The sequence below is a fragment of the Streptomyces sp. NPDC046349 genome, assembly GCF_055587885.1.
On the sequence record NZ_JBVJFK010000004.1, the window covers coordinates 91,029 to 108,550 of the forward strand.

13 protein-coding genes are annotated in these 17,522 nt (G+C 72.9%); 10 read left to right on the forward strand and 3 right to left on the reverse strand.

Translation table 11 applies throughout. The annotated features are described in order from the left end of the window. The first annotated feature begins 28 nt into the window (after positions 1-28). Positions 29-1,744, forward strand: coding sequence for a bifunctional 3'-5' exonuclease/DNA polymerase (locus ACZ6JS_RS10450; protein WP_469297247.1), 1,716 nt, complete (start codon positions 29-31; stop codon positions 1,742-1,744). 13 nt (positions 1,745-1,757) lie between these two features. Here the strand turns inward: ACZ6JS_RS10450 and ACZ6JS_RS10455 are convergent, their stop codons facing one another. From ACZ6JS_RS10455 to ACZ6JS_RS10465, 3 genes are all read right to left on the reverse strand, one after another. Next, positions 1,758-3,047, reverse strand: a complete 1,290-nt coding sequence (locus ACZ6JS_RS10455) for a hypothetical protein (protein ID WP_469297248.1) — start codon at positions 3,045-3,047, stop codon at positions 1,758-1,760. Positions 3,048-3,114: 67 nt separating this feature from the next. Next, positions 3,115-3,630, reverse strand: coding sequence for a SigE family RNA polymerase sigma factor (locus ACZ6JS_RS10460; protein ID WP_469297249.1), 516 nt, complete (start codon positions 3,628-3,630; stop codon positions 3,115-3,117). 56 nt (positions 3,631-3,686) lie between these two features. Next, a complete protein-coding gene (locus tag ACZ6JS_RS10465; protein ID WP_469297250.1) occupies positions 3,687-4,214 on the reverse strand; it encodes a GNAT family N-acetyltransferase in 528 nt (175 codons plus the stop codon). Positions 4,215-4,689: 475 nt separating this feature from the next. On the opposite strand from ACZ6JS_RS10465, the gene ACZ6JS_RS10470 reads away from it, so the two are divergent. The 9 genes from ACZ6JS_RS10470 (at position 4,690) to ACZ6JS_RS10510 (ending at position 17,505) form a co-directional block, all read left to right on the forward strand. Next, on the forward strand, positions 4,690-5,091 hold the full coding sequence (locus tag ACZ6JS_RS10470; RefSeq protein ID WP_469297251.1) for a hypothetical protein: 402 nt from the start codon (positions 4,690-4,692) through the stop codon (positions 5,089-5,091). Positions 5,092-5,200: 109 nt separating this feature from the next. Further along, positions 5,201-6,556 (forward strand): type VII secretion integral membrane protein EccD, encoded by a 1,356-nt coding sequence (gene eccD / locus ACZ6JS_RS10475; protein ID WP_469297252.1) that lies wholly within the window; start codon positions 5,201-5,203, stop codon positions 6,554-6,556. 21 nt (positions 6,557-6,577) lie between these two features. Then, the gene (locus ACZ6JS_RS10480) at positions 6,578-7,903 is read left to right on the forward strand and encodes a MinD/ParA family ATP-binding protein (protein ID WP_469297253.1); all 1,326 of its coding nucleotides are present in this window, start codon (positions 6,578-6,580) and stop codon (positions 7,901-7,903) included. Positions 7,904-7,905: 2 nt separating this feature from the next. Continuing rightward, on the forward strand, positions 7,906-11,880 hold the full coding sequence (eccCa, locus tag ACZ6JS_RS10485; protein WP_469297254.1) for a type VII secretion protein EccCa: 3,975 nt from the start codon (positions 7,906-7,908) through the stop codon (positions 11,878-11,880). A 16-nt stretch (positions 11,881-11,896) separates the two neighbouring features. Further along, positions 11,897-13,315, forward strand: a complete 1,419-nt coding sequence (locus ACZ6JS_RS10490) for a DUF6177 family protein (RefSeq protein WP_469297255.1) — start codon at positions 11,897-11,899, stop codon at positions 13,313-13,315. Positions 13,316-13,445: 130 nt separating this feature from the next. Then, complete coding sequence (locus tag ACZ6JS_RS10495) at positions 13,446-13,778, forward strand: hypothetical protein (protein ID WP_469297256.1); 333 nt, start codon at positions 13,446-13,448, stop codon at positions 13,776-13,778. 66 nt (positions 13,779-13,844) lie between these two features. Continuing rightward, on the forward strand, positions 13,845-14,159 hold the full coding sequence (locus ACZ6JS_RS10500) for a pore-forming ESAT-6 family protein (protein WP_031147707.1): 315 nt from the start codon (positions 13,845-13,847) through the stop codon (positions 14,157-14,159). A 56-nt stretch (positions 14,160-14,215) separates the two neighbouring features. After that, positions 14,216-14,644: a DUF6507 family protein gene (locus tag ACZ6JS_RS10505; RefSeq protein ID WP_469297257.1), complete on the forward strand. Its 429-nt coding sequence runs from the start codon at positions 14,216-14,218 to the stop codon at positions 14,642-14,644. Next, positions 14,641-17,505 carry a hypothetical protein gene (locus ACZ6JS_RS10510; protein ID WP_469297258.1) on the forward strand — a complete coding sequence of 955 codons (2,865 nt, stop codon included), beginning with the start codon at positions 14,641-14,643 and terminating at the stop codon, positions 17,503-17,505. Before ACZ6JS_RS10505 ends, ACZ6JS_RS10510 begins: the two co-directional genes overlap by 4 nt. Positions 17,506-17,522 lie beyond the last annotated feature (17 nt).

A 17,522-nucleotide genomic window follows, 5' to 3' on the forward strand; every position in this document is an offset into this window, starting at 1 on the left:
GTCGGACCCCGGTGGGACACTCGCACCCATGAGCGACCGCACTCCCCGGTGGGCCCTCGCCGAGGACGGCGACGGGTGGTGGCACGCCGCATCCGTACACCCCGCGGACGGAGTCCGGATGCGCGTCCGCGACCCCGCCGACGCGATCCGCTCCGCCCCCTCCGGCACCCGCTGGGTCTGGCGGTCCACCGCCGCCGTCTACCCGCGCCTGCTCGCCTCCGGTGTCCGCGTCGAGCGGTGCCACGACATCGAGGACGCCGAGCTGCTGCTCCTCGGGCACGAGGGCCGCTCCGGCGAGCCGCGCTCGGTCGCCGCCGCCTGGGCCCGGCTGAACAACGCCCCCGTGCCGCCCGATCCGCCGCAGCGCGCCGCCGACCCGCGCGCCCAGGACTCCCTCTTCGACCCTCAGCCCGCCCCGGTCTCCCTGGACGCCGTGCTCGCCGTCCACGCCGACCAGGCGAAGCGGCAGGGCGCCACCGCCCACCCCGACCGGATGCGGCTGCTCGTCGCCGCCGAGTCCGCGGCCTTCCTCGTCGCCGCCGAGATGAACCGCGCCGGCCTGCCCTGGCGGGCCGACGTCCACCGCGCCCTGCTGACCGAGCTGCTCGGGGAACGGTACGCGGGCGGCGGGGAGCCCCGGCGCCTCGCCGAGCTGGCCGACCGCGTCTCGGCGGCCTTCGGCCGGCGCGTACGGCCCGACCTGCCCGCCGAGGTCGTCCGGGCCTTCGCCAAGGACGGCATCAGGCTGAGGTCCACCCGCCGCTGGGAGATCCAGGAGCTGGACCACCCCGCCGTGGAGCCGCTGATCGAGTACAAGAAGCTGTACCGGATCTACACCGCCCACGGCTGGTCATGGCTCGGTGATTGGGTCCACGAGGGACGATTCCGCCCGGAGTTCATCCCCGGCGGCACGCTCACCGGCCGCTGGGTCACCAACGGCGGCGGGGCCCTGCAGATCCCGAAGGTGATCCGCCGGGCCGTCGTCGCCGACCCGGGCTGGCGGCTCGTCGTCGCCGACGCCGACCAGATGGAACCGCGCGTGCTGGCCGCGATCTCCCGCGACCCCGCCTTCATGGAGGTCGCCGGACGGCCCGAGGACCTCTACACCGCCGTCTCCCGCCAGGGCTTCTCCGGCGACCGCGACAAGGCCAAGATCGCCGTTCTCGGCGCCGTCTACGGGCAGACCTCCGGCGACGGCCTGAAGAACCTGGCCGCGCTCCGCCGGCGCTTCCCCCGGGCCGTGGCGTACGTGGACGACGCGGCGAAGGCCGGCGAAGAGGGCCGGCTCGTACGCACGTGGCTCGGCCGCACCTGCCCGCCGCCCGCCGGCTCCGGCGAGGGCCACGAGGCCGGGGACGGAGGCGTCGACCCGGGCGAGGGGGAACCGGACGCCGACGCCGGGGCCCGGCCGGACCGTGAGGTCGGCTGGACGCCGGGTTACGCCTCCACCGACTCCCGGGCCCGCGGCCGGTTCACCCGCAACTTCGTCGTCCAGGGCAGCGCCGCCGACTGGGCCCTGCTGATGCTCGCGGCCCTGCGGCAGGCGACCGCCGGGATGCGCGCGGAGCTGGTGTTCTTCCAGCACGACGAGGTGATGGTGCACTGCCCGGCCGAGGAGGCCGGGGCCGTGGTGGAGGCGATCCGCGCCGCCGGCGACCGCGCCGGCCGGATCGCCTTCGGCGACACCCCGGTCCGGTTCCCGTTCACGACGGCGGTCGTGGAGTGCTACGCCGACGCCAAATGACCGCTCCGAGTCTCTAGTTGCGGTCGCGGTTCCAGCCCGGCGCGAGTGCGATCCCCTTCAGCTGCTCCAGTGTGGGAGCGGGCGCCCTGCGGGTCGGGGCGCCGTTCTGGTTGCCGGTGTTGAAGGCGGATACCGTCACCCGCAGGCCGTTCTTGCGCAGAATGTCCACGGTCCACTGGACCACGCCCTCGCCCTTCCCGGCGGAACCCTGCGTGATCCTCACCTTCGTGCCGTCGGACTCGCTGGTGACATCGGCTCCGGCGAAGCCCGAGGTGCTCTCGCCCGTGCTGACATTGAGCTGGACCAGGGAGTAGCCCTTGCCGTCGTCGAGCACGGCGTATCCGTACGAGCCCTCCCCGCCCCGGGAGATGATCGGGATGCCGACCGGGACAAGCAGCGACTCCAGGGCTTCGGCGGCGCTGCGGTCCTGCAGCGGCGTGTCCGATCCGGCGCCCGGCTGCACCGGATCGGGCTCGGCGGGCGGCAGGTCGTTCAGCGCCGGGCGCCAGACCTGCGAGGTGACCAGGGTCTTCAACTGCGCACTGCCCAGCGGCGGGTCGGTCCGCGTGACGGCCGCATCCTTCTCCGCCGGGGCGTTCCACTCGGAGGCCTCGACGAGGAAGCCCGCCGGGGTGACGAGCACGGCCCGCCAGCACTTGGTGTCCACCCGGCGGTCGGCGTACTCGTACCCCTTGAGGATCAGCAGCTTCGAGCCGTCCGGCAGCCGCTCGGTCCGGCAGTCGTCGTAGCCCTGGACGGTCTTGTCCCCGCACTGCGTCAGCTGGCCGGCCTGGCTGCCCAGGGGGTCCACGCGGGAGAGGCTGACGCTGACTGCCGCCTTGCCCTTCCCGTCGTCGTACACGCCGGAGACGGCCGCGCCGCCCTCGCTCTCCGTGCCGCGCCCCGCCCTGACCTCCAGCTTCCCGCCCTCGACCGCCAGGGCCTTCTCCAGATTGGCCATCATCCGCTCCGCGCTGACCGCGCCGCTGCCGGTCCTGGGCCCCTTCCCGTCCCCGTCGTCCGGCCCGCCGCCGGTCCCGCCGGAGCCGCCGGTCGGGGTCGGCTGCGCCGCGACCTGAACCCCCTCCGCGCCGTCCGGGCCGTCGAGGAGGCCGCCGGTGTAGGCGCCCGCGGTCGCGATCAGGGCCAGGGCCAGTGCGGATCCGCCGACCACCCCGGCCCGGCGGCGGGCCACCAGGCGCCGGCCGCGCTCCTCGCCCGCGTCCACCAGGGCGTGCCGGTCGATCGTGAAGTCCTCCCCCGTCCGCCGGAGGGCCGCGCCGAGATCATCTTCAAAGGGCATGAGGAACTACACCTTCCGTTTCAAGGGTGGGGAGGGGCCGTGCGGGGGCGCGGGAGGTCCGGCGCCCTCAGAATTCCGCGAAGGCGGAGAGGCTGCCGCCCAGCTGCTCCCGCAGCCGGGCCAGCGCCCGCGAGCAGCGGGTACGGACCGCCGCCGAGCTGACGTTCATCGCGTCGGCGGTCTCCTCGACGCTGCGGTCCTCCCAGTAGCGCAGCACCAGCACCGCCCGGTCCTTCGGCGCCAGCCGGCCCAGCGCCTCCAGCAGGGTCATCCGCAGCGCCGGATCACCACCGCCGGCCGCCACCGCCGAGGTGTCCGGCAGCTCGCCGACCGGGCGCTCCCCCGCCGAGCGGCGCCGCCGGTGCGTGAGGTAGGCCCGTACCAGCACCGTCTGCGCGTACGCCGCCGGATTGTCCACGCGGGAGATCCGGCCCCAGTGCAGGTACATCCGGCCCAGGGTCTCCTGCACCAGGTCCTCCGCGAGGTGCGTGTCCCCGCTCGCCAGCAGGCAGGCCGATCGGTACAGGTGCCCCGACCGGCCTGCCGCGAAGTCACGGAACCCGTCCCTGCGACCCTGTCGCATCCACTCCCCCTCGCGTCCGTCCCACTCCATTGACGCGACGGCCGTACGGGAATGTTTCACGCCCCTGCGGAAGTCCCCGCGCCGAGATCGTGGAAGTACACGTGGAACTGCTCGCGGACGAAGCCCTCCGCCTCGTAGAGCGCCTGCGCGGCCGAGTTGTCGTACGCGGTCTCCAGCTGGACACCCGACACCCCGGCCTCACGGGCCCGGCGCAACACCTCGCGCAGCAGCGCCCGGGCGGCGCCGGTGCGGCGGCCGGCGGGGGCGACGTAGAGGTCGTTGAGCACCCAGGCGGTCGTCAGCGCCAGGGAGGAGAAGGCACGGTAGACCTGGGCGAAGCCGACGGTCCCGCGGCCGGGGACGTCGGCGAGCAGGACCAGTGACTCGTCCTTCGCGATGCGTTCGGCCAGGAAGGCCCGCGGGGCGCCGGGGTCCTCCACGTCCACCTCGTAGAAGTCCAGGTAGCCGCGGAACAGCGTGGCCGCCGTCTCGACGTCCGCCTCGCCCGCCACGCGGACCACGACGGCCGGACCGGCCTGCGTGGCGGACTGGTTGACCTGCTGTTGCGCTGCCTGACCGGTCATGTGCCTCTCCTTGGGGTGTGCGTGGCGCCCGGGACGGCGGAAACCGTCCCGAAGGGCCCACGCTACGGCGGCGGTTGCGGCCGGCGGTCGCTCGGTACCCGGTCACGGGCCGGGCCGGCGGCGCGAAGACGCGGTCGGGGGTCACGCTCCTGCCGATCGCCTCCCCGAAGAGGGTGCTGGGCCCGCCGCCCTGATGGTCGGTGTCCGTGTCGGGCAGTGCCACAGGGCGGCCCGCGGACCGGGCGGGCAGACGGTCGGCGCTGGACCCGGCCGCCGGGCCGTGACCGCCCGGGCGACCGCCGACTCTCCGGTTCCCGCCCCGGTTCACTCCCCGGTCCGGGTGTGCCGGATTCGGATGCATGCTCTATGTTGCAGAGGCAAAACACGGGGGCTCGGCATGGCGCACACTCAGCAGCCGCGCCCTGGAGCGGTGACAGGCGCTCGACGAGCCGGGACCGGGGGCGACGGACGACAGATGGCACGGGACTACGACAGCCAGCTTCTGGAGTCGGTGGCGGTACGCCGCCGCAGGATGAGGGACGCCCTGCTGTTCGGCGCCCAGCGGGCGCGGCGCACGGCGGACGAACGGCTCGGGAAGCTGTTCGCGGGCATCGCCATCGCGGCTGTCCTGTGCGCGGGTTGCGTCGGCTGGTCCTTCGTCCAGCACACGCTCGCCAAGCAGAAGGCCGAGCAGCAGAAGCAGCAACAGCAGCAACAGGGTCAGCTGCAGCCGCTCGGGCAGCCCGGCAAGTCCCAGCAGCCGTCCGCCCCGGCGAGCCCGTCGGCGGCGAAGCCGTCGAGGTCTCCCAAACCGTCGAAGACGTCACAGCCCTCCCCCTCGCACTCGGCCAAGTCGCCCGCGCCGGTGCAGTCGTAGAGGAAGAAGCATCAGGCGTGCAGATCCGGGAGATTTCACAGTCCGGCAGCAGCGCCCTGTCCCCCTTCGCCCCGAAAGGTCGCAAACCCGCGATGATAGGTTCCCGCAAGTGGTGAGCACAGCAACGACTTCCCGGGCGCAACTCAGCAGGGTGACCCTGATCGGCGAGCGCCGCCGGGCCGACATGGTCCTGCCGTCCGACACGCCGATCGGTCAACTGCTCCCGGACATACTCCAGCTGCTCGACGACCGGGCCGCCTCGCGACCGCTGACCCGTCAGCTGATCGCGTCGGACGGTTCCGCGCTGCCGCACGACAGCACGCTCGCGTCGGCCGGCATAGCCGACGGAGCCGTCCTGCGCCTGGTCCGGAGCCACTCCGCACCCCCCGCCCCGGTGGTCCACGACGTCACCGACCTGGTCTCCGACGACCTCGACCTCCAGGCCTGGCGCTGGCGTCCCGCCGCCCGGCGGGGCAGCGCGGGCGTGGCGACCGTCGCGTTCACGGTGACCGCCGCGCTGCTCGCCCGCCGCGAGTTCGCCCTCGACTCGCTGGCCGGCGCCCTGGCCGCCGTCACGCTCGTCCTGATGGCGACCGGCGCCGTCGTCTCGCGGATCGGCCAGGGCAACCGGGGCCTGGCGACAGCGCTGTTGCTCGCCTCCGGCGGGCTGGGCGTCCTGACCGCGTGGACCGCCGCGGACGCCTACGGCTGGCCGGGCACCGCGCGTCTGGCCGCCGTCGCGGGCGCGCTCGTCCTGACGCTGGCCCTGCTCGGCCACTGCTCCCCGCTCGGCCGCGGCGGGCTCCTCGGCGCCGCGGCCACCGCCGTGATCACCGCCCTGTGGGAGGCCGTGGCCGCCGTCCAGAGCGACCCGGCCCGGCTCGGTGCGGTCATGGCCCTCGTCTCCGTGGTGCTGCTCGGCCTGCTGCCGCGACTCGCCCTGATGGCCTCGGGGCTCACGGCCCTCGACGACCGCCGCTCGGGCGGTGCCTCCGTCAGCCGCCACGAGGTGGGCAACGCGCTCGCCGCCACGCACCGGGGGCTCGCGCTCGCCACGATCGTCACCGCGATCTCGGCCGCGGCCGCCGGCTGGCTGCTGACGCTCGCCGAGAAGCCCTCCGTGTGGACGGTCGCCCTGCCGTCGCTCGTCGCCGTCGTACTGCTGTCGAGGGCGCGCGCCTTCCCGCTGGTGGCGGAGGTCGTCGCGCTGATCGCAGCCGCGGCGCTGCTCGTCGTACGCCTGGTGATGCTGTGGACCGGCCACGACGGGGGCGCCGGTCCGCTGGCCGTCCTGGCCGTGGCGGCGCTGCTGCCGCTGCTCGTCCTCGCGGTGCAGCCGCCGGACCATGTGCAGGTCCGGCTGCGGCGCACGGCCGACCTCGTCGAATCGGTGGGCATGGTGGGGCTCTTCCCGCTCGCCGTCGGGGTGTTCGGCGTGTACGGGCAGCTGCTCAACAAGTTCTGAGGAAGAGGGGCAGGGGCAGACATGCCGAACGCAGAGAACTGGCAGGGCGACGTCCTGCGCGACCTCAAGGGCGGGGCGCAGCCTCCGGCCCAGGGGCAGGCAGGGCCGCAGCAGCAGGCGGGTCCCGCCGCGCAGGCTCCCGCCCCGGGCACCGCTGCCCCCGCGCACGGGTACCAGCAGCACCAGCTCCCCGGCGCCGGGCCGCAGGGCGCCGGCGCGCAGCGCCCGGCGGCGGGCCCCGGTGGGCACGCTCCCGCCCAGGCTCCCGCGTACGGGTACCCGCAGTCCGGTCCGGCCGAGGGCACGGCCGCCCCGGCGCCGGCCGGCCCCCGGGGCGCCCTCACGCCGCAGGCCCAGGCGTACCCGCAGGCCCAGCCGCAGCCGGGTGCGTACGCCACCGCGGGCCACGGCCAGCGGTCCCGTACGACCCCCGATTCCAAGCCCGCCGTGGACCGGCAGCTCTCGGGAACCGGACGCAAGCCGCGGCACGGGGAGCCGTTCAGCGCCCGCGCCCTGCGCGCCGTACGGAGAACCGTTTCCTCGTCGGCCGCCCGCGAGGTCGCCGAAGCCACCCGCGCCGCCGAACTGCTCCAGCAGCCGGTGACCACCGGCCGGCAGATCGCCGTCACCTCCATCCGCGGCGGCGCCGGCAAGTCCACGGTCGCCGCCCTGCTCGGCACCACCTACGCGCACTACCGCCAGGACCCCGTCCTGTTCGTCGAGGCCGACCCCGCGCTCGGCTCGCTGCCCATCCGCCTCGGCGCCGAGAGCCTGCGCTGGACCACCGGTGACCTCGCCGACATCGTCGAACCCCAGATGTCGCTGCTCGACATCACCGGCTACCTGGTCCAGCTCCGCGACAACGCCTGGCTGCTGCCCGGCAGTCAGGGCCAGATCGGCGCGATGCTCGACACCCGCTCCTACGAACGGGCCATGGTGGCGCTGCGCCGCTACTTCGGCGTCACCGTCGTGGACTGCGAGACCCTCCCCGCCGAGGTCGCCCGCGTCGCCCTCTCCGCCTCCCAGGCCCGGGTGCTCGCCACCCCCGCCACCCTGGACGGCGTCAGCAGCACCTTCGCCGTCCTCCAGTGGATGAAGGGCCTGCCGCCGCACATGCTGGCGAGCACCGCCGTCGTCATCACCGAGCAGGCCCCGCACTCCGGCGTCGACCTCGCCGACGCGGTCCGCACCCTGGAGGCCGCCGGGCCGAGCGTGCACGTCCTGCCCTACGACCGCCACCTGGCGGACGGCGGCCCCATCCGCACCGAACTGCTCGCCCACTCGACCCGGCAGACCGCCGCCCGGCTCTCCGCGGACGTCTTCCAGCTCTCCCAGAAGCGCCACTGACGATGAGTACCCGACTGATCCACCGCCCGGCGCGGACCGTCAGGCCGCCGGCGCCCCCCGAGGCGCGCACCATCGAGGCCCCGCCCAACCTCCCGGAGGGCAAGGCGGGCAGCATCGCGATGTCGCTGCTGCCCGTGGCCGGCGTCATGTCGTCCGTCGTGATGATGACGGTCGTCCGCAACAGCCAGTTCGCCGCACTCGGCGCCCTGATCCTCGTGGTCACCATCGTGGGCTCGGTCGCGCTCGTCTTCTCCCAGCGCGGCAAGGCCCAGCGCACCCGCCGCACCCAGCGCGAGGCCTACCTCGCCTACCTGGAGGACCTGCGCGAGGAGCTCTCCGCCGAGGAACGCACACGCGGCGAGCACGCCGACGTGCTCAACCCGCCGCCGCACGCCCTGTACGACATCGTCCGCGACCCGGCCCGGCTGTGGGAACGGCGACGCACCGACGGCGACTTCCTGCGCGTGCGCGTCGGCACCGGCGAGATGCCGGTCCGCGACCTGCAGATCGGCCAGCAGGGCTCCACTGTCCTCACCCCGCCCGACCAGTTCATGCTGAACGAGGCCTCGGCGCTCACGGCCCGCTTCCGCAACGGAACCGAGCTCCCGCTCACCGTGCCGCTGGACCGCATCGGCAACGTCAGCGTCATCGGCCCCCGCGAGGACTGCCTGCGCGTCGCACGCGCCCTGCTGGTGCAGGCCGCCGCCATGCACGCACCCGACGACGTGGCGATCGCACTGGCCGTGCCCGGCGACCGGCTCCCCGACTGGGAGTGGGCCAAGTGGATGCCGCACCTCCTCGACACCGAGCAGCTCGACGGCCCCGTGGCAGCCCGCCGCATCGCCCCCTCCACCGACCAGCTCGCCCGGCAGATCGGCCCGGAACTGCGCCGCCGCGCCTCCTACGCCGCCGAGGTCCGCCGGGGGCTGTCCGGCAAGGACGCCCTGTCCATGACGTCCCGACTGCTCGTCGTGACCGACGGACACGGTGAGGACGCCGTCGAACTGGCGCGCCCGGACGACGCGGTCGGCCTGCGCGAGATGGGCGTCACCGTCCTCCACCTGCTCGACCAGCGCATCCAGGAACCCGGCCACGTCGGCGTACGGATCACCGTCGACGGCGACCGGGTACTCATCGAGGACCTGCGCCAGGACGAGCCCATCAGCGCCCACGGCACCGTGGACGAGGTCGGCATCCCCTTCGCCGAGGGCCTGGCCCGGATGCTCGCGCCGCTGCGCCTGTCCGCCGAGTCCCTCATCGACGCCCCGCTGTCCGGGCCGGTCGACTTCGCCGACCTGCTCGGCATCGACGACGTGGCCCGCCTCGACCTGGCGAGCCTGTGGGCCCCGCGCGGCGAACGCGCCTTCCTGCGCGTCCCCATCGGCATCAGCGACGCCCGCGAACCCGTGCTGCTCGACCTGAAGGAGTCCTCCGAACTGGGCATGGGCCCGCACGGCCTGTGCGTCGGCGCGACCGGTTCCGGGAAGTCCGAGCTGCTGCGCACCCTCGTCCTCGCCCTGGTGGCCACGCACCCGCCGGAGGACCTCGCCCTGGTCCTCGTCGACTACAAGGGCGGCGCGACCTTCGCACCGTTCGCCGACCTCCCGCACGTCGCCGGAGTCATCACCAACCTGGAGAACCAGGCCGGTCTCGTCGAGCGCGTCCACGCCTCCCTGGCCGGTGAGGTCAAGCGGCGCCAGCAGGTCCTCAAGGACGCGGGCAACGTCGCCGACATCGGCGACTACGCCGCGCTGCGCGCCGACCGCCGGCCCGACCTGGACCCGCTCCCGCACCTGTTCGTCGTCATCGACGAGTTCGGCGAACTGCTCACCGCCAAGCCCGACTTCATCGACCTGTTCCTGTCCATCGGCCGCATCGGCCGGTCCATCGGCGTACACCTGCTGCTCTCCAGCCAGCGCATCGAGGGCGGCAAGCTCAAGGGCCTGGACACCTACCTGTCGTACCGACTGGGCCTGCGCACCTTCTCCGCCGACGAGTCCCGCACCGTCCTGGACACCACCGACGCCTTCCACCTCCCGCCGCTGCCCGGGTTCGGCTACCTCAAGGTCGACACCAGCCACTACGAGCGCTTCAAGGCGAGCTACGTCTCAGGCGGCTACCGGGGTCCCGTCCAGCGCTCCGAGGACGAGGACAGCGGCCCGCTCGCTCTGGAGTACGGCGCCTTCAACTCCCTGTCCGAGCCGGAGAGCACGGGCGGACAGGAGCCCTCGGCGCGCCGCCGCGAGACCGGTCCCACCGAGATGGGCGTCATCGTCGAGCAGCTGCAGCACGCCGCCGGACCGGTGCGGCGCATCTGGCTGCCCCCGCTGCCCGACGCGATCTCCCTGGACTCCGTCGCCGGGCCCCTCGACGTGGGCGTGCGCGGAATGCAGCTCACCGCCCGCCGCGACCGGCTCGTGGTGCCGCTCGGCCTGCTCGACGACCCGACGAAGCAGTGGCAGGGCCGGTGGTACCTCGACCTCACCGTCGCGGGCGGCCACGTCGCCGTCATCGGCGGCCCGCAGTCCGGCAAGACCACCCTGCTGAGGACCCTGGTCCTCTCGCTCGCCCTGACCCACACCCCGCAGGAGGTCGGCGTCTACGGACTCGACCTGGTCGGCGGCGGCCTCCAGGCCCTGTCCGGGCTGCCGCACGTGGGCGGTGTCGCGGGACGCGCCGACCGCGAGCGCGCGGCCCGCACCGTCGAAGAGGTGCGCACCATGCTCGCCCTGCGCGAGGACCTCTTCCGCGAGCACGGCATCGACTCCGTCGAGCAACTGCGCACCCTGCACGCGGCCGGCCGGCTGCCGCAGCTGGCCTCCGCCGAGATCGTCCTGGTCATCGACGGGTTCGGCGCGCTGCGCGACGACTTCGAGGAGCTCGACGACGCCGTCGTCGACATCCTCAAGCGCGGCGGCGGCTACGGCATCCACGTCGTCGCGGGCATGCTCCGCTGGAACGACGTCCGCATCGCCACCCAGTCGAACTTCGGCACCCGCGTCGAGCTGCGCCTCAACGACCCCAGCGAGTCCAGCATCGAGCGCAAGCTCGCCGAGACCCTCTCGCCGGACGAGCCGGGCCGCGTCCTCACCGACGGCAAGCTCTTCGCGCAGGTGGCGCTGCCCCGCACGGACGGCCTCCGCGACACCTCGGAGCTGGGGGCGGTGCTGGAGCGCACGGCCCGCACGATCCGCGCCACCTGGAGCGGCGACGCCGCCCAGCCGGTGCGGGTGCTCCCGCACGTCCTTGAGCCGCACCTGCTGCCGGGGCCGGTCGCCGAGCCGAAGCGGGTGCCGATCGGCCTCGACCAGACCGCGCTGGCGCCCGTACTGCTGGACCTGTTCCACCACGACCAGCACCTGCTGGTGATGGGCGACAGCGAGTGCGGCAAGACGAACCTGCTCAAGACCATCGCCGGCGGCCTCATCGAACGCTACGGCGAGGACGAGCTGGTCTTCGCGATCATGGACCCGCGGCGCAGCCTGCGCGGAGTGGTCCCGGAGGAGTTCAACGGCGGCTACGCCTACAACGCCAAGATGTGCGCCGGGCTGGCCGCCGGCATCGCCACCGAGCTGGAGCGGCGGATGCCCGACGACAGCGCCCCGCTGGAGGACCTGGAGCCGGGCAGCTGGGGCGGCGGCCCGCGGATCGTGGTCCTCGTCGACGACTACGACGTGCTGACCACCGCGGGACAGTCGCCGCTGGCCCCGTTCGTCCCCTACATCCCGTCGGCGGCGGACATCGGCCTGCACTTCGTGCTGACCCGCCGCGTCGCGGGCGCTTCGCGCGGCATGTACGAGCCGCTGGTGCAGGGCCTGCGCGAATCGGGGGCCTCGGCGGTCGTCATGGCCGGCGACCGCAGCGAGGGCCAGCTCTTCCCCGGGGTGTACGCCGCCCAGCACCCGGCCGGCCGCGGCGTCCTCGTCCGCAGGGGCCAGTCCAACCGCCTGATCCAGACCGTGTACGCAGCCGAGTGAAGGGCCGCCGGACCACATGACCAAGGACGTCATCGCCCTGACCCAGCAGATGCCCGCCCCCTGGACGGTGCTCGCCGGCCTGCTCTCCGGGGGCCCCGACAAGCTGGTGGACACGGCCGGCGAGGGGGCGGTGGTGCAGCTCTGCGACGAGCAGGGGCGGCCGCTCGTCTCGGTCGAGGCGCCCTTGCTGGTGCAGGTCGAGGGGGAGGCGGAGCGGCTGCTCGGGGCCACTCCGCCGCGGGTGCCCTACTGGTGGACCGAGGCCCGCGCCACCACCGGCGTCCCCGAGGCCGAGCGCCTGGCGGGCACCTTCGCGGCCCGTCTGGCCTCGCTGGCCTCGGGGAGCGCCTGGCCCCCGGAGGCCGCGCGGTCGGTGGCGGTGGTGGAGAGCGACGGGATCAGCGTGGCGCCGACGCCGGCGGCGGCGCAGCCCGCCGTCGACGTGCTGACCCGGAATGTCGCCGTGGTCATCATGGACCGCCCGGTCGTCGCGATGACGGCCTGGCTGTCCGACGCCTTCCGGGCGGCCGCCGCGGCCGAGCGGGGCCTGCAGATCGTGACCCCGCCCGGGACGGTGTTGTCCCCGGCGGTGCTGGCCAACATGCCGGACTGGCCCTCGCGGTGGGTCGTGCAGGACCAGCGGGACGGCTACTACGACGGCCTCTCGGGCGCGGTGCTGCGCTGGCAGGAGGGCATGTTCGCCACGGTCGTCGCGCCGGACGCCACCGAGGACGACCCGCGGACCGCGGTGGCCGCCTCGTACCGGGAGGTCGCGGAGACGGCGCAGCGGCAGCTGGCCATCACCTTCCGCACCATCCACCCCGCGGACGACCGGCTGGTCCTCGGCGGGGCCCTGGAGACGGTGTGGCGCGAGCTGACGGGCGCCCCTCCGGCGGGCTGGGGCACGGCCGAGCCCGCCAACCTGCCCTGGTCGCCGGGCCGGCTGACCGACGTCGCGTTCGCCCGGGCCCCCGAGCCGACCTGGTTCGTGGTGGTGGGAAGCCCGGAGCGGCCCGGTCTGGCGACGGTGCGGGTCAGCCGTACGAAGGCGGGCGTCGAGGAGACCGTGACGATGGCGCTCGGTTACGGCGAGGGCGAGCAGCCGCCTCTGGACGCCCTGACCCGGGTCGCGGAGGCCCTCGTCACCCGCCACCGCCTGCAGTCGATGCTCGTACAGCTCCGCAAAGCCCGCCGCGATCTGCTGGTACCGCCGCGCTTCGAGGGGCCGGGGGTGCCGCTGGCCTTCGTCCTGGGATCGGAGGAGGTCCGCGGCATGCCCGACGACCGGGCCCGGCGCACGCCGCTGGCCGAACAGCCGGTGCGGCTGGGGCCCAAGTCGCGCCCGGGCTACTACTACCCGCTGCCGGGGGATCCGTCGGACCTGACGGGGTGGGCGGAATTCGAGCGGCTGACGAGGCATCTGAAGGGATCGTGAAGATGCCTGGCGGTTTGTCATGAGTAAGTCACAACTGGCTCGTTGCTAGTTGCAGCTGCGATGTATGTTGATAGAACCGGTCATACTGATGACTGGTTTTTGAGCTGTCGAGAGTGCGGGGGAGTGTGGGATGAAGTTCGACATGGGGACCCAGGTTCTGACGAACCTGATGTCGGGTTCGCGCAACTCGAACACCGACCTGGGTGCGCTGGTCAAGCAGCTGGTGATCGCGGCGCAGCCGCTGGAGGGCAAGTTCCAGGGGCAGGGCAAGGTGGCGTTCGACTCGTTCAAGCTGCGTGCGGACGGGATCGCGAAGGAGCTGAACGCCTCGCTGGCGGCGATCCTGGGCGGTCAGTCGGGCATGGAGCAGGCGTTCGGGTCGGGTGACCAGGAGCAGGGCGAGAACGCGCGGCAGACGCAGGGTTCGGCGAACTTCGACGCCGCCCGCTTCCGCGGCCGCTAGGCGGGCCGGGTACCGGTCTTCACCGGGTCTTCTTCCGATTCTTCTTCACGGGGAGTGTGGGTTGTCATGGGTGCAGGTGGGACGGACCGTCGCGCGTACGACGTGGGCGCCTCGACGGAGGCGCAGGGCGGTATCAAGGCGGTGATCGGCCAGCTGGAGCAGGTCATCGCGGCGCGTGAGGCGCAGGTGGCCGCGGCGATGTCGGACTTCGCGGCGGACGGCGTGGCGGACGACTACCACGCCAAGGAACTGCGCTGGAAGAACGCCTCGCAGGAGGTCAAGAACATCATCCAGCTGCTGAACACGACGCTGGAGAAGAACGACGCGACGGCGCGCCAGACGCTCCAGCGCGCGAAGGCCGCAGTCGACAACATCGGCTGAGCGGAATCGTTTCAGCGGGTCGGTAGGGAAGTCGGGGACACGGGGGTAGGTCGTCCATGACGTCGTGGGACATCAAGCCGCAAGGTGTGCAGGGCCATTTGAAGACGGTCGGCGGGAACGCCGGCGAGTTGGAGAAGGCGTTGAACGCGCTGCTCACAGCCATGTCGGAGGCGGCGCAGGCCGCGGGGACGGCCGTCCCCGGCTCGCAGGCGGAGACGAAACTGCAGGGGCCGGTTCCCGTGGGTGCTCCGCCGCTCAGCCAGAAGGCGATGGGGCCGGTCGCGGCCGCACTGGGCGAGTACCTGACCGCCCGCAAGCCGGAGTTCAAGTCGATGGCCGAGCGGATCGAGGCGTGCATCCTCGGCGCGGTCGCGGCGACGAACGAGTACCTGGAGGGCGACCTGGACCAGGCGAAGGCCGCCCAGGACGCCGCCAGGTCGGTGAACCTCGACATCCTGCGTGAGAAGACCGGGGGCAAGAAGTGAGCGGGGACGCGCCGGTCGATCCGGCTGAGGTGCCGGTCTTCACGGGCAATCTGGCGACGCTGGACGAGAAGGTGAAGCTGATCTCGTCGGGCGGTGCCACCGTGTCGACGAAGGCTTCGGACGTCCACACCAGCTTCGGCGGCCTCCAGGCCTTCTACCAGGCACCGGAGGCGGACCAGCTCTTCGCGACGACGAAGCCCGTCTCGGACCTGGGCCTGAAGCTCAGCTCCGACATGTGCACGATCGCCGGCGCGCTGGGCACGTACTCGCGCGACGCCGCGCCCATCGTCAAGAAGCTGGAGAGCCTGAAGGCGGAGGCGGCCGCGTTCCGCACGAAGGTCTCCAAGGAGGACAAGTGGCGTGAAGACGGCGACCTGATCGACGAGAACCTCGAGCGCCGCAACGAGATCGCCGAGGTGTGGGCCCAGTTCCAGGAAGTGGAACGGGCCGCCCACGCCAAGATCGTCGCGCTGGTCGGCGGCAAGCCGCTGCGGGTGAACGACGGCTCCAACGCCAAGGACATGTACGGCTACGACGCCGAGGCGATGAAGCAGTCGAAGTCCCTGCCCTGGGGCGACGCGGTGGAGGAGTCCATCCCGGCGTGGCAGGTGTGGGAGCACGCCTGGGAGTTCGGCAAGGGCGTCGTCGTCGACGGTGTGTGGGGCACCCTCAAGGGTCTGGGCGGCCTGGTGGGCCTCCAGGGCTGGGACGTGTTCAAGCAGTCCTGGACGGGTCTGGCCAAGCTGGGCACCGGTCTTGCGATCTCGTCGATCCCGGGTGTCGGGCCGCTGTTCCTGTCCGCGCCGGACGACAAGCTGCCCTCGTGGCTGCGGGACTCCCGTACGGCGATGAAGGAGACCGGCAAGGCGCTCCTGGCATGGGACCAGTGGGGCTCCAACCCGTCCCGCGCGGCGGGCGCGGTCACCTTCAACGTCGTGACCACGATCTTCACCGGCGGCGCGGGCGGCGCCGTCTCCGGTGCGGGCAAGGCCGGCGCGGTCGCGAAGACCCTGTCCTTCGCGGGCAAGGCGGGCCACGCGATCGACCCGATGACGTACATCTTCAAGGGCGCGGGCGCGGGCTTCTCGAAGATCGGCGACGTGATGGCCGGCCTGAAGGGCATGGGCCAGGTCCAGGTCCCGAACATCAACCTCGACGGCGCGATCGCCCTCCCCGAGGGAGCCGTCCACCTCCCCGACGGCGCGATCCACCTCCCGTCGGGCACGGCCGTCCCGGACGGCGCGACGAAACTCCCCGACGGCAACATCAAACTGCCCGAGGGCACCACCACGTTCCCCCCGGGCACGGTCAAACTCCCCGTGGACGGCCCGGCGCAGTTCATGGACCCCAAGGGCAACATCTACGAGGCGGACGGCTCACTCTCCCAGGCCGGCAAGGACTCCCCGAAGGAGCCGAACGCGAACGTCCCCCGCGTCGAGACGCCGAAGGTCGACACCCCGGCCACGGTCAGGGTCCCGGAACTCGAACTCGCCGGCGTCGGCGGCCGCGGCGGCGACGACGCCATACGCCTCGGCTCCGACATCTCCGACCCGATCCACGCGATCGACAACACCCCGCGCGGCGTCGACGCCACCCCGGTCCGGGTCCCCGAGCACGAGCTGGCGGGCGTCGGCGGCCGCGGCGGCGACCACACCCCGGGCGGCCACGCCCCCGACAACATGCCGCGCAATGACCTCAACCCCCCGTCCCGCGGCGGCGACACCCCGTCCCCGACCGGCGGCACCCACGCGGACACCCCGTCCACGGCCGGCACCCACGCGGACGGCCCGGGCTCCGGAGCCGCCCACGGCGACGGCCCCGGCGGCACCGGCGGCACGCACGATCCGCTGGGCGGCCGCGGCCCCAACGGCTTCGACGACATCCCGAACCTGGGCGACGACGCGGCCCGGGGCGCGGGCGACGGGACAAACCCGGCGGGCGGTCAGGACGGCCAGCCGACTCCCCCGGTGGCCGGGCAGCAGCTGACGCCGGAGCAGGTCAAGGCCAAGCAGGACGAGTTCGTGCAGAAGGCCAATGACGACAAGGCATGGTTCGAGCAGTACTACCGGGTGGACGGACACCGCCACAGCATCCAGACCAAGATCGACGGGGTCGAGCTGCCCATCCTCGCCAAGGACAGCGACGGGGCCTGGATCTCGAAGAACAGCCTCCCGTCCGCCGGCTCCGAGACCAGGTTCGGCAAGGACCCGTTCGTCCGCGACGAGACCCACCCCGCCATTGACCACCTCGACGACGTCGCCCGGGACCGCAAGGTCTCGGTTGACCTCGCCAACGCCGAGCGTGCGCACAAGAACGCCCCCACCGCCGAGACGCTGGCCGAACTGGCCAAAGCGCAGGAGCGTTTCGACACGCGCATGACCGAGCGGTGGGGCGAGGGCACCTCGAACAACACCTCGTTCTCGGAACGCCTGGGTGAGGAGGCGGCGCGGCAGCACGTGGTCCCGGAGAAGTTCCCCGGCTCGGTGGAACAGCCGCTGCCCAAGACGCCCAACGGCGCCAACATGTTCGACCAGCTGTACCGCCGCCCGGACGGCAAGCTGATGGTCATCGAGGCGAAGGCGCCCTCGTCCGGTCTCCTGTGGCGCAAGGGCTTCGGTCCGGCCAAGGGCTTCATGGTCAAGCAGGGAACCGAGCCCTACCTGCGGACGATCATCGCCGAGATGAAGCGCCGGCCTGACCTGGAAGTGACCGATGCCGCGGGCAAGGTGTGGACGAACGCCGAACTCGCCAAGGAGCTCAAGACGGCTCTGGACAACGGAAACCTCGAGTACGCCATGGTCAAGGCCACCGACGGCGGCGGTAAGTACGCTGGGGCCGTCCTCGAATTCTTCAAGATATGACAAAGGAGACAGCGTCC

What these genes read in the sequence shown, in the direction of transcription:
- ACZ6JS_RS10490 (WP_469297255.1), top strand. Translation starts at nt 11,897, where the DNA reads ATGACCAAGGACGTCATCGCCCTGACCCAGCAGATGCCCGCCCCCTGG.
- ACZ6JS_RS10480 (WP_469297253.1), top strand. Translation starts at nt 6,578, where the DNA reads ATGCCGAACGCAGAGAACTGGCAGGGCGACGTCCTGCGCGACCTCAAG.
- eccCa (WP_469297254.1), top strand. Translation starts at nt 7,906, where the DNA reads ATGAGTACCCGACTGATCCACCGCCCGGCGCGGACCGTCAGGCCGCCG.
- ACZ6JS_RS10460 (WP_469297249.1), bottom strand. Translation starts at nt 3,630, where the DNA reads ATGCGACAGGGTCGCAGGGACGGGTTCCGTGACTTCGCGGCAGGCCGG.
- ACZ6JS_RS10495 (WP_469297256.1), top strand. Translation starts at nt 13,446, where the DNA reads ATGAAGTTCGACATGGGGACCCAGGTTCTGACGAACCTGATGTCGGGT.
- ACZ6JS_RS10455 (WP_469297248.1), bottom strand. Translation starts at nt 3,047, where the DNA reads ATGCCCTTTGAAGATGATCTCGGCGCGGCCCTCCGGCGGACGGGGGAG.
- ACZ6JS_RS10505 (WP_469297257.1), top strand. Translation starts at nt 14,216, where the DNA reads ATGACGTCGTGGGACATCAAGCCGCAAGGTGTGCAGGGCCATTTGAAG.
- ACZ6JS_RS10465 (WP_469297250.1), bottom strand. Translation starts at nt 4,214, where the DNA reads ATGACCGGTCAGGCAGCGCAACAGCAGGTCAACCAGTCCGCCACGCAG.
- ACZ6JS_RS10470 (WP_469297251.1), top strand. Translation starts at nt 4,690, where the DNA reads ATGGCACGGGACTACGACAGCCAGCTTCTGGAGTCGGTGGCGGTACGC.
- ACZ6JS_RS10500 (WP_031147707.1), top strand. Translation starts at nt 13,845, where the DNA reads ATGGGTGCAGGTGGGACGGACCGTCGCGCGTACGACGTGGGCGCCTCG.
- ACZ6JS_RS10450 (WP_469297247.1), top strand. Translation starts at nt 29, where the DNA reads ATGAGCGACCGCACTCCCCGGTGGGCCCTCGCCGAGGACGGCGACGGG.